Origin of the sequence: Bacillus sp. B-jedd (assembly GCF_000821085.1) — a bacterium.
Lineage (GTDB): Bacteria > Bacillota > Bacilli > Bacillales > Cytobacillaceae > Bacillus_D.
The window spans coordinates 412,424-424,663 of the sequence record NZ_CCXR01000001.1 but is presented as its reverse complement, the minus strand read 5'-3'; the positions used below and the strand labels follow the sequence as shown (position 1 = coordinate 424,663).

The window sequence follows — 12,240 nt, the reverse complement described above, 5'->3', positions numbered from 1 at the left end:
TTTCAAAAATTTTACCCCCGGAAATGGTTCCCGGGGGTAAATTTATTTTTATGTTGTTTTTTTCGGTCGGCGTTTCGCTGAAGCTGCCGGCCTGTTCTGCGGCTTGTTCCTTTGTCCGCCCTTACGCTCCGGCCCTCTTTCAAGATTCCTGATGTCTTCAACAGCAATTTTGCCTTTATAAAAAATCCTTTTTTCAACCGGGACGCCCAGCTTCCTGGCAAAAACCTTCAACTCGCGTTCCTCACGTTCGGTAACAAGGGAGATGACTGTCCCGTCTGCTCCCATTCTGCCAGTCCTGCCGGAGCGGTGGATAAATTGGTCAAAATCTCGTGGGAAGTCAACATGAACTACCTGGGTCACGCCCTGGATATCGAGTCCCCTGGCCGCCACATCAGTTGCGATAAGCATATTGATATTTCCCTCGCGGAAGTCGCGGACAGCTTTCTGGCGTTCCATTTTGCCAAGCTCGCTGTGAAGCAGGCCGACGGGCAAATCCTTGAATTGAAGCTTTGCCGCCATGACAGGGATTTCCGTTATGTCATTGATAAAAGCGAGGGATTTACTCCCCTCGAGCCGGGCGATTTTTTCAAGCAGGAGCATTTTCTCCCTCGGCTCGCATGAAAAATAAATGTATTCGACCTTTCCTCCGCCGATTGTTTCATCTCTTTTAATTCGGATTATTTCTGGATCCCTAGTGAGATTTTTCGCAAGTTGTTCCGTTTCCAGCTTCATTGTTGCCGAAAACAGGACAACCTGGCAATCTTTAAGAGCCGATTTAACAATATCGAGGACTGGACCGAAATGTTCACGGACTAAAAGCTGATCAGCTTCATCAAGGATGATCGTTTTTGCTTCGTGCATCTTTATTTTCTTCTGTTTTATCAGTTCATTCAGCCTGCCGGGCGTTCCAAAGATGATATGCGGCTTCTTTTTCAGCTTTTCCAGCTGCCGTTTGACATTGGCCCCGCCGATGAATGTCGCCCCCCGGATTTCGCTTCCTTCCGACCACTTTTGGAATTCCCCATATATTTGCATGATCAGTTCCTGGCTGGAAGCGAGCACCACTGCTTGGAGCCCCATGCTTGAACTGTCAATTTTCTCAAGTACCGGCAAAAGGTATGCGAGTGTTTTTCCTGTTCCGGTTGGCGCCTCAGCAATCAGGTCCCTTCCTTCTAAAATAGCTGGAATGGCTGCTTCCTGGATAGAAGTTGGCTGGCTGAAACCAGAATTTTTCCATACTTCATTTATATAAGGCTTGAATGTTTCGTTTATATTTAGCATAAATTGCTCCTTCATCACGTGTGGATTGACTTCATTATAGGGATTTCCCGTCCATAAATCCATTCAAATTAAAAAGTGGTTACTAATTTGATTGGCGTTCTAATTTTGTCAGTTTTGTCAAGACAAATATGACACTATTGTGAACAAACGAAGGGGGAGGGCCTCTTCACCGACTATCGATGATAAAATATATTGTGTACGATATTACTATATCGGAGTTGAAAATAATGATAAAGAAAACTTTAATTGTTGTAGGACTTCTGTTCCTATTTATATCTAATAAAGCAATTGCAACGACATCTTTAACTGCCTCCCAGCAGTTTGCCGCGGGCAGTGAGACCCCGAAACATACTGTCAAAGCGGAATCCGATTCTCCAAACGGCTTCGGAGCCTTCATCCTTCCCGGCATTGCGGGCGTCTTAATTATCGGAGGAATCGCTTCCTACTGGCTTATACTCAGAAAAAAGATTGCTTAACCAGCCTTTTTGTAAAGAGGCTGGTTTTTATTTTGCCATCGAAAACCCTTTCGTCCCTTTTAGAGCAATGGCTTTTAGTTCGCCTTTGAAAACAATTTGCTCCATCAGCAATAGTTTTTATCACTTTAGCTGCCTACGAAAAGTATTGTTCATTAATTTTTCATAGGTTTTCCCGGAAAAAGCGGTTATCTCCTTTCGGTTGTATATTATAATTAGTCTATCGAATGGAGGGGTACCTATTCTTCAGTCTTTTCTGTCCAATCTCGGCATTTTGCTGCTGATGCATTTATCCATTAATACTTTATATCACTTGAGCCATGAAAAAAAAATCAACAAGGTTTTTCTTCCTGCTCTACATATTGTAATTGTAACTGTTTCTGTCATTGCCATGTTTTATTTTCCTTTTCTGACAAATGGACACCGGGTTGATTTGCGGATTGTTCCTTTACTGTTGCTCGGAATCTTCCATGGCTGGAAATATGTAATCCCGGTAGTAATCATTACTTCTCTTTACAGGCTGGGCCTCGGCGGGCCAACCGCCGTGCAAGGCGTTCTATTTGGTATAATTCTGCCGTCAATCATTTCAATGATTGCGTATATTTGGCGCGACAAAAAACATATCCCTGCATTACTTTTAGGAGCCATCACCTTTTCCTGGGTGGCTTCCGATCTGCTTTCAGCAAAAATCCGGCTTGCATTGCCCGGTGGAATTGCTTTGATGCATTTAGGATCGCTACTATCCGCTTTTCTGATTATGTATTTCTTCGCTTTAACTGGCAGGCGCCATCTTGAGGCATTAAAGAAACTGCAATTTTTCGCTGAACGCGACCCGCTTACAGGATTGTACAATATGAGGAAATTCGATGAAAAGCTTGAACAGTTTTCTCCCGGAGAAAAACGGATGTATATCGCTATGATCGATGTCGACCGTTTTAAAATAATAAATGATACGCTTGGCCATCAAGCTGGAGATGCCGCCATCCAGAATGTCGGCAAAGTCCTATTGGACCATTGCAAAAAAGATATGTTCATCGCCCGGTACGGCGGAGACGAATTCATCCTGTTCATGGCCGCTGAACGTACCCTGTCCGTCCGCCAGGAACTTGACTCCATCCGCAAAGCCATCAAGGAAATGCCCGTAATCCCCACGGGACCGGGCATGGCGCCCATCACCCTTTCTTTGTCAATCGGGGTGGCCGAACTGCCCGGCCTGGACCGCCTGAAAGAAACAATTGAAGAAGCAGACAAACAACTCTATCTCGCAAAAAAACTCGGCCGCGACCGAGTTTGCTGAGGCAAAGGGATGATTCCGACGTTTCTTTCGGATTTGTGGAATTTTTCCCCTGCTTAAAGAGCCTGCCCGACATGTATCGGGCAGGCTTTTTTGTTTTGCGACTTTCAATTTGTTTTTGTGATTTGCAATTTGCAATTTTAGTGTCCGATGTTGTAAATGTTCGGAATGAGATTGCGCCATTCTTCGTAGGTGATCATCGTATGCCAGTGTCCGGTTAGTTTGGCGATGGCAATGACGATGAAGAAGGTTGCGAAGAAGGCGGCCGGGATGACCCATTTGTTGACCTTTTTAGTTGCCACGGTCATATTCAATGCATCTTTGACAGGGCAGACTTCGACACAGGACATACAGGCGGTGCAATCCGGTGTTTTTACTGTTTTCACTTTTGATACTGTCACTCGCTGCGGACATACTCGCGTACAGGCATTGCAATCAATGCACAAATCCTGATTGCGCCTGATTTTCGTAATTCCAAAAACGGATCCGAGCCCAATCAATGCGCCATACGGGCATAAGAAACGGCACCAGAAATTCTTTACAAACAGCGAAAGCACAATGAGGACAAGAATTACCTTCAGCCCGAGCCCGCCGATATTGAGGAAGAACAGCATCATCTTCACATCGGAAATTTTATTGTAATCGCCAGCCATGAAGTCAATGGCAAAAAAGGTCGGCATATCAAAGACAATCATCTTTAGGAAGATGAGCAAAATCAAATATTTGATTGGCGTTAGGATCCATTTCAGCCATTTCGGGACATCGAAATTCCGCTTAAACAGCTTTTTTCCAAACCTGGCAAGCCATTCACTAAACGTGCCAATCGGACACATCCAACCGCAGAAAGCTTTCCGGAAGAAAAAACCCGAGGCAATGAAGAAGGCAAACAGCACCAGTCCTGCCGGGTGGATCGGATCAAAAATGCCTGTGGTAATCCAGACTTTCAGGGCAACAAGGGCGCTTATCGGCAAAAAACCTTCAACCGCAGGCGGCCTTGATACTAGTGGATCCAAACCCATCGAATTGAAGTGGGCGTAAAATTGGTAAAACCTCACCCCGATGAAGAGGAGAAACAATGCAAATACAATCTGGACAGCCATCCGGGTGTACTGAATCGGATGCCTTTTCACTCGCTTATAATACTTTTTCAGCACAGCCATACAAATCACTCCGTTTCATTCCTATACATCCACTATAAAGAATAGAAATTGGCAAGTATGTGATATAGATAACATAGTTGGCGATGTCGAAAAACTGTCACAAACTGGATTTCGCTCACATATCAGGCTGCCTTAACATTTGTCGCAGCTGACGGCAACATCTGATTCGTGTGGTTAACGAGGGCTACCGGGAAAGGCGCCCAGGTACTTCGGCTCTAAACGAAGACTTAGTGACCGAACAACACTAGGCGACCTGGCCTTCGGGTTCTAAACGAAGACTTAGTGACCGAACGATATCAGGCAAACAGGCCTTCGAGCTCTAAACGAAGACTTAGTGACCGAACGATATCAGGCAAACATGCCTTCGGGCGCTAAACGATGACTTAGTGACCGAACGACTTCAGGCAAACAGGGCTTCGGGCGCTAAACGATGACTTAGTGACCGAACGACTTCTGGCAAACATGCCTTCGGGCGCTAAACGATGACTTAGTGACCGAACGACTTCAGGCAAACAGGGCTTCGGGCGCTAAACGATGACTTAGTGACCGAACGACCTCAGGCAAACAGGCCTTCGGGCGCTAAACGATGACTTAGTGACCGAACGACTTCAGGCAAACAGGGCTTCGGGCGCTAAACGATGACTTAGTGACCGAACGACACCAGGCAAACAGGCCTTCGGGCGCTAAACGATGACTTAGTGACCGAACGACCTCAGGCAACCAGGGCTTCGGGCTCTAAACGATGACTTAGTGACCGAACGACCTCAGGCAAACAGGGCTTCGGGCTCTAAACGATGACTTAGTGCCCGAACGACTTCTGGCAGCCAAGGCTTCGGGCTCTAAACGGAGACTTAGCGCCCGAACGATCTCAGGCAGCCGGGCCTTCGGGCTCTAAACGAGGACTTAGTGACCGAATGACTTCTGGCAATCAGGGCTCCGGGCTCTAAACGAAGACTTAGTACCCGAACGGCTTCAGGCAACTAGAGCTTCGGGCTCTTTATTTTATCTCCAGCAAAATAAACAGCCCTCTCATCCGCAATAGCTGGACTAAGGGCTGCTCAATCGCATGATCAGTTATTATCTTTTAATTTGACCTTGCCCGTCTTCTCTCAATCCAATTCCTATTTTTCACATTCAAAAACAATCCCATTCTGCAGCCTGGCTTGTTCGGTTATTTCCAGGACCGTCCGGCTAAGCTGCTTGAGTTCCTTATATGCTTCGCGGTCCGCTTCTTTTATGATCCGGGCAAACTCCACTGCCTCATACATCATGTCCTCTTCCTCCTGCTGGCCGCCAATGTCCTCCCGCTCCTTTGTCCGGCTGTCATGGAAGGTAATTGACGATATGGGAGCCGCATCTCCGAGGATGAATGTCCCTTTTTCACCGTGGATTTCACATGGAATGGTTGAATCAGAGATTTTCGAGCACATGATTGTGCAGACAAAGCCCGGATAGGTAAGAACTAGCGTCCCAGCGCCATCCACTCCGGTCGGCAGAATAACCGGTGAATAAGAAACTCCTTTGGGCCTGCCAAAAAGGGCAACCGCCAAAAACAGCGGATAGACGCCGAGATCCACTAGTGCACCGCCGGAAAATTTTGCAGAAAAGATATTCGGTTCCTCGCCTTTCAAAACAAAATCGTATCTGGAGGAATATGATATGTACGGAAAGATTGCGCTTCTAAGCACTCCTGCCCTGCCAAGTTTCCGCTTCAGCACGGCAAGGTTCGGAGAATGCATATTGCGGATGGCTTCAATTAGAAAAACACCATTTTCCTCGGCAATTCGAAATGCCTCTTCCAGTTCAGCCACATTTGAGAATATCGGCTTCTCGCAAAGGACATGTTTTTTATTTTGCAAAAAAAGAATGGCATGCTGAAAGTGGAGCGAGTTCGGCGATGCGATATAGACTGCATCGATTTCCGGACTGGCCGCCATCTCTTCGAGGTTTGTAAAGATGAGAGGTGCCTTGTTTTCTGCTGCGAACTTTCCGGCCTTTTCCCGCGACCGGGAATAAACGGCCTTCAGCTCCATCTTCCCACTCAATCGTGCGGCGGATATAAACGACGCTGTAATCCAGCTCGTACCTACTGTGCCAAATTTGATCATGGACCCAACCTGCTTTCGTTTTTCTTCTATTTTAGACTGATTGGGGGATTAATGATATTTTTTTGCCAAATCGGGTGGTTTCCCTGTTAAATAGCCGGTATTATGGAAAAATAACAGTATTTATGATATATATACAAGTATCATTTAGCGTTCTGAAAGAGGTAGAAAACTGTGGACAATACGTCTAATTTTATTCGCGACATCATCATTAAGGATCTGGAAACGGGCAAGCGTAAAACGGTTGTGACCCGCTTCCCTCCTGAACCGAACGGCTATTTACATATCGGCCACGCCAAATCGATCGTCCTGAATTTCGGGCTGGCTGACGAATTTGGCGGCACGACCAACCTCCGCTTTGATGACACGAACCCACTGAAGGAGGATGTCGAGTACGTCAATTCCATCAAAGAAGATGTCCAGTGGCTCGGCTTTGAGTGGGATAACCTTTTCTTTGCTTCGGATTATTTCGAAGAGATGTACAACAAGGCGGTTCTTTTGATCAAAAAAGGGCTTGCTTATGTGGATGACCTTTCCGCAGACGAAATCCGTGAATACCGCGGCACACTGACCCAGCCAGGCAAAAACAGTCCGTACCGCGACAGGCCGATTGAGGAAAACCTTGAACTTTTTGAACGGATGAGGGCTGGCGAATTCGAGAACGGCGAAAAGGTGCTTCGCGCAAAGATTGATATGAGTTCGCCTAACATCAATCTCCGCGACCCGGTTATTTATCGGATTGCCCATGCCGAGCACCATAACACAGGCGACAAATGGTGCATTTACCCGATGTATGCATTCGCGCACCCGCTTGAAGATGCGATTGAGGGCGTGACCCACTCGATCTGTACGGTTGAATTCGAAGACCAGCGCCCGTTCTACAATTGGGTCGTCGAGCAGTGCGAAATGGAGGCGACACCGCAGCAAATCGAGTTCGGCCGCCTCAATATCACTAATACAGTCATGAGTAAACGGAAGCTGAAGCAGCTTGTGGACGAGGGCTTCGCCGATGGGTGGGATGACCCGAGGATGCCAACCATTTCCGGGATGCGCCACCGCGGCTATACTCCTGAAGCTATCCGCGCATTCGTCCGTGAAACTGGTGTTTCCAAGGGCTCAGGTGCCGTCGATGAGCAAATGCTTGAGCATTTTGTACGTGAGGACTTGAAGCTGAAAGCCCCAAGGACGATGGCTGTACTGAACCCGCTCAAGGTAGTCATCACTAACTACCCTGAAGGTGAAGTGGAGTGGCTCGATGCCGAAATCAACCCGGAAAATGAGGAAATGGGCATGAGGCAGATTCCATTCACCCGCGAGATTTATATTGAACAGGACGATTTTATGGAGAATCCGCCTGCAAAATACTTCCGCCTGTTCCCTGGGAATGAAGTCCGTCTGAAGCATGCATATTTCATTAAGTGCGAGGAAGTCATCAAGGATGACGAAGGCAATGTAATCGAGCTTCGCTGCACATATGACCCGGAAACGAAGAGCGGTTCCGGCTTCACTGGCCGCAAAGTGAAAGGAACGATTCACTGGGTTGACGCAAACCATGCCGTTCCCGCCGAATTCAGGCTGTACGAACCGCTCATTCTGGATGAGGACGGTGAGGAAGATGGCGAAGGCGATGAAAAAACCTTCCTTGATAAAGTGAATCCGAAATCCTTAGAGGTGCTCCAGGGGTTCGTGGAGCCGAACATGAAGGATGTCCAGCCGCAGGATAAGTTCCAGTTCTTCCGCCATGGCTATTTTAATGTCGATCCGAAATACACATCAGTTGAAAAGCCGGTATTTAACCGGATTGTGTCGCTGAAGAGCTCGTTCAGGTTATAATTTGGCTTTGCCGGGTCGAAAGTGATCTGTTTTTGCAAAAGAACATTGTACACTCATACAAATAAACCCCCTTTTCGCCGGGTAGGATGCGGCGAGAAGGGGGTTTTGCTTTTGGACGAATGCTTATTATCGGGATTTTCTGCTTTATTATCCAATTCCTCTGTTTTATTATCCAATTCCGCTGTTCTATTATCCAATTCCCCTGATTTATTATCGAAATTAACCGGTTTATTATCGAGTTGCTCTGGTTTATTATCCAAATCTCTCACTCTATTATCCAATTTCATAAACAGCTGCAGTTTGAACAGGCAATTTTTTGCAAAAACACCCCTCACACGTTGGTAAACGTGCAAGGGGCATCTCTAATTAACGAACAATTGTTTATTCATACCTCAACGATTCTATCGGATCAAGCCTGGACGCTTTGTTTGCAGGCAGGATTCCGAAAATAACACCGATGACCATCGAGAACAGGACACCGATCAAGACGACCTGCCATGACACAAGGGAAGGCCAGCCGGCAAAAACACTGACAAGGGATGCGACTCCCCAACCAAGGAAAATCCCGAGAATGCCGCCAATCAGTGTCAGCGTGACCGACTCGATCAGGAACTGGGTCAAGACCTGGTTCCGGGTTGCCCCGAGCGCCATCCTGATGCCAATTTCACGCGTCCGCTCCGTGACCGAAACGAGCATGATGTTCATTACTCCGATACCGCCAACGAATAGGGAAATGCCGGCAATGCTGCCTATGATCAAAGTCATGATTTTCGTCACCTGGCCCACGCCTGCAGCAATTTCTTCCATATTAATGACCTGGTAGGATTTTTCTGTGTTGTGAAGCTTGTTCAACGTTTTCGCCGCTTTTTTCCCAGCCGACTGGATCCTATCCGGATTGGATGCCTGAAGGGTCAGCTGGGTGTAATCAGAAGTGCCGAATATCGTCCGCCAGGTCTGGAAAGGGAGATAAACCTCCATTGAACCGAAAGCGAACAGCCCTTCAGGTTTTTCCAGGACTCCTACCACCTCGACCGGTTGTCCGGCAACGAGAATGACTTTCCCGACGGGGGATTTCCCTTCAAACAGTTCCTCCTGCAGCTTGTGGCTGACGAGGGCGGAGCGCCTGCCGCCAAGGAAGTCGGATGCCGTTAGCGTACGGCCTTTTTTCACCTTCAATTCATGAAGATCAATGTACTCATTCGAAATGCCGGTCGCGGATACATCGACTGCTTTATCTTGAATTCTTGCGGTGGAAAACTGCGAACTGGAGGCAATGACCTCCTTGATTTCCGGAATTTGTTTCAGCGCCCGGATATCCTCCTGGGTAAATGGCGCCTGGTTGAAGACATTCGGATTCACGCGGATTTCTTCATCGGAGGGCTGGTAAAATACCTCGATTGTATTGCCCGGGCCTGTAATCTGGTTTTTCAGCATCGCTTCTCCGCCCTGGCCAATCGCAACAACGATAATGACCGCGCCAACACCGATGATAATGCCGAGCATCGTTAAAATCGATCTCATTTTATGGGCCTTAAGCGACCCAAGCGCCATTTTGATATTTTCCATCAAGCTCATCCACCGTCACCCCATTCCTGTGCCGGGGTATCCCATTTACGTTCAACGGAAACGGCAGGAACAATTTCCCCATCCCTGACCATGATGGTCCTGTTCGCGTATTCGGCGATTTCCGGTTCGTGGGTAACGACAATCACGGTGACCCCTTCCCCGTTCAGCTTTTGAAACTGTTCCATAATCGTCCGGCTTGTTTTCGTATCGAGTGCGCCAGTCGGTTCGTCAGCGAGAATCAAGGAGGGCCTGTTCACAATCGCCCTCGCGATCGCGACCCGCTGCTTTTGGCCGCCTGAAAGCGCATTGGGCAAATGGTCCATCCGGTCCCCGAGCCCCATCTTTTCGAGCGCCTCCTCGGCACGTTCCTTCCGCTCCTCGGCCAGGACCCCTGCGTAAATCATTGGAAGCTCGACATTTTTCAGGGCGGTCAGCCGTGGCAGCAGATGGAACTGCTGAAACACAAACCCGATCGATTCGTTTCGGACCTTGGCCAAATCCGGTTCTTTATAGCCTGATACATCCTCCCCATCAAGAAGATACGTTCCGACGGAAGGTTTATCTAGGCAGCCGATAATGTTCATGAGTGTTGACTTGCCAGAACCCGAGGGACCCATGATGGCGACAAATTCGCCATCCTCGATTTTTACAGATACATTTTTCAAAACATCTATTTTTTCTGTTCCTACTGTGTATGTCTTCGTGATCGATTGCAGTTCAATCATTTCACAGTCACTTCCATGCCGTCCTTGATCTTGGCTGGAGGTTTGGCAATCACTTTTTCCTTTTCCTTGATCCCTTTGGTCACTTCTACCTTGGAGCCTGTAATGATGCCTGTCTGGATTTCTTTTTTATGGGCAATCCCTTTTTTCACCACATACACATATTGGGCATCATCTTCCTCCACAATGGCTGTATCCGGAAGGACAATCGCTGTCTTTTTCTCCGTCTCGATTTCCATAATGACCTGGAAGCCCGGTTTAAGAACAGGATTTTTGCCGGAAAGCTTGACAAGCACCGGGTATTGGACCGCCTGGGATCCGCCCATCGCCGCCTGGGATTCAGGAAGCGTGCTCACCTTTGTCACTTCACCCGGCCATGTTTTATCCGGAACCGCATCGGAGCGGAGGATAACCTTTTGCCCGGCACTCACCTTCAAGGTGTCATATTCGGACAAAAACCCTTTTGCGATCAAGCCTTCCATTTTGCCAACAAGCACGATTGGCTGGGCAGCTCCCGCGGCAGTCAAAGAGGCGCTTTCATCCACAAGCAAAACTGTACCCTCAATTGTACTTTTGATTTCGAGCTCTCCCGCTCTTTTCGCGATACTTTCCTTCTGCAAATTCGCCTGCTTCAATTCCAGTTCGGCCACTTTCAGCTCCATCTCGACCTGGCTGATTTGTGCGGTAATTTGTCCCGCCGCGGCCGGGTCAGGCAGAAGTCCGCCGGAAAGTGTCCGCTCTTGTTCTTTCAAGTCGCTTAGTTGTTTTCTAAGCTGAGTGATTTTCAGATTGTTTGATTCAAGCGACAGCGTGTTTTGTTCCGCCTCTAGCTGAAGCTGGGCGTTCTCGAATTTTGCAAGGACAGTGCCCTTTTTGATCGCCTGTCCTTCCTCTACGAGGATATCCTTCAAAGTGCCGCGCTCTGGCGACAAATAGACCGCCTGCTCTTCTTCGAGGGAGACTGATCCCGGAACCATCAGATAAGAAGAAATTTCGTCCTGTTTCACTTCCAATACTTTGACAGCCGGCCCCTGGGCATATACTTCACGATAAACGCTGACGCCAATCATGGACAACAGCAATAAAACTACTAATGTGCCGATTATAATTTTCTTTTTCATTAGAGACTAGGCGCCCCCTGCAGCATTATTCCTATTAAAGTAAATCCGATGCCAATCAGGAAGAAAATGATCGAGATCGCCCATGCCAGCACCTTAGGGAAATGGGCCGTTTTATGAAGGCCGATTGCTGTCAAAATCATTCCCCAGATGGAAAATACCTCAATCGCGCTCAAAACTCCTCCCTGCTTGCCAAGCAGGCCTGCGATGCTCGTAATGAAAGTATCTCCATCAAGGCCAATGGCGGCGGCAACAGCCATATTCAAGACGAGACCGATTGCGGAGATAAAGCCGATATGAGTATTCATCGAGAATAGCTGTCTGAAAGAGACTTCAGCCTTGGCAATTTTCGCAACCAAAAGCTGGATGGCACTTGAAATAAGAGCGCCAAATGCCGGGCTTAATAATCCCGTTGCGACAACTCCAATTCTTGCTCCCATGAGGATCGTCTCAGCGCTTTCTTTCGGCACTCCTTGTTTTATCAGCGTATCAACGGTCATCGTCATCGCCATAAGCGCCATGCCGACTATATAAATCACACTGACAATCAACAGCGGAATCCAAATCTTTGGATTGGTCCTGATCTTTTCAAATTGCTCCACTGGACTGGTGAAAATTCCCAAAAGCGATGGCGAAGATTTTTTTACGTCTGTTTCAATTTGAGTTTCCATAAACTGCTCCCCCTCTT

General features: G+C 47.7%; 10 protein-coding genes. 3 read left to right on the top strand and 7 right to left on the bottom strand.

Annotated elements, in window-relative coordinates; genetic code table 11:
- Positions 1-48 precede the first annotated feature (48 nt).
- A complete protein-coding gene (locus tag BN1002_RS02060; protein WP_048823391.1) occupies positions 49-1,281 on the bottom strand; it encodes a DEAD/DEAH box helicase in 1,233 nt (410 codons plus the stop codon).
- A 227-nt stretch (positions 1,282-1,508) separates the two neighbouring features.
- On the opposite strand from BN1002_RS02060, the gene BN1002_RS02055 reads away from it, so the two are divergent.
- Complete coding sequence (locus tag BN1002_RS02055; RefSeq protein WP_148362713.1) at positions 1,509-1,757, top strand: hypothetical protein; 249 nt, start codon at positions 1,509-1,511, stop codon at positions 1,755-1,757.
- Positions 1,758-1,956: 199 nt separating this feature from the next.
- Positions 1,957-3,051 (top strand): diguanylate cyclase, encoded by a 1,095-nt coding sequence (locus BN1002_RS02050; protein ID WP_048823389.1) that lies wholly within the window; start codon positions 1,957-1,959, stop codon positions 3,049-3,051.
- Between the two features lie 137 nt (positions 3,052-3,188).
- Here BN1002_RS02050 and BN1002_RS02045 read toward each other — a convergent pair whose 3' ends face one another.
- Together BN1002_RS02045 and BN1002_RS02040 are read right to left on the bottom strand one after the other, a co-directional pair.
- Positions 3,189-4,208, bottom strand: coding sequence for a 4Fe-4S binding protein (locus BN1002_RS02045; protein WP_048823388.1), 1,020 nt, complete (start codon positions 4,206-4,208; stop codon positions 3,189-3,191).
- 1,121 nt (positions 4,209-5,329) lie between these two features.
- Entirely contained in the window at positions 5,330-6,313 is a 984-nt protein-coding gene (locus tag BN1002_RS02040) for a Gfo/Idh/MocA family protein (RefSeq protein WP_048827674.1), read from the bottom strand.
- A 174-nt stretch (positions 6,314-6,487) separates the two neighbouring features.
- Between BN1002_RS02040 and BN1002_RS02035 the strand changes: the two genes are divergently transcribed.
- A complete protein-coding gene (locus BN1002_RS02035) occupies positions 6,488-8,146 on the top strand; it encodes a glutamine--tRNA ligase/YqeY domain fusion protein (protein WP_048823387.1) in 1,659 nt (552 codons plus the stop codon).
- A gap of 381 nt (positions 8,147-8,527) precedes the next feature.
- Here BN1002_RS02035 and BN1002_RS02025 read toward each other — a convergent pair whose 3' ends face one another.
- Genes BN1002_RS02025 through BN1002_RS02010 form a run of 4 tightly spaced genes read right to left on the bottom strand, consistent with a single transcriptional unit; the run spans position 8,528 to position 12,223 of the window.
- Entirely contained in the window at positions 8,528-9,721 is a 1,194-nt protein-coding gene (locus tag BN1002_RS02025; RefSeq protein WP_048823385.1) for an ABC transporter permease, read from the bottom strand.
- Positions 9,718-10,437, bottom strand: coding sequence for an ABC transporter ATP-binding protein (locus BN1002_RS02020; protein WP_048823384.1), 720 nt, complete (start codon positions 10,435-10,437; stop codon positions 9,718-9,720). Before BN1002_RS02020 ends, BN1002_RS02025 begins: the two co-directional genes overlap by 4 nt.
- Positions 10,434-11,555 carry an efflux RND transporter periplasmic adaptor subunit gene (locus BN1002_RS02015; RefSeq protein WP_048823383.1) on the bottom strand — a complete coding sequence of 374 codons (1,122 nt, stop codon included), beginning with the start codon at positions 11,553-11,555 and terminating at the stop codon, positions 10,434-10,436. Before BN1002_RS02015 ends, BN1002_RS02020 begins: the two co-directional genes overlap by 4 nt.
- Complete coding sequence (locus BN1002_RS02010; RefSeq protein ID WP_048823382.1) at positions 11,555-12,223, bottom strand: YknW family membrane protein; 669 nt, start codon at positions 12,221-12,223, stop codon at positions 11,555-11,557. Before BN1002_RS02010 ends, BN1002_RS02015 begins: the two co-directional genes overlap by 1 nt.
- Positions 12,224-12,240 lie beyond the last annotated feature (17 nt).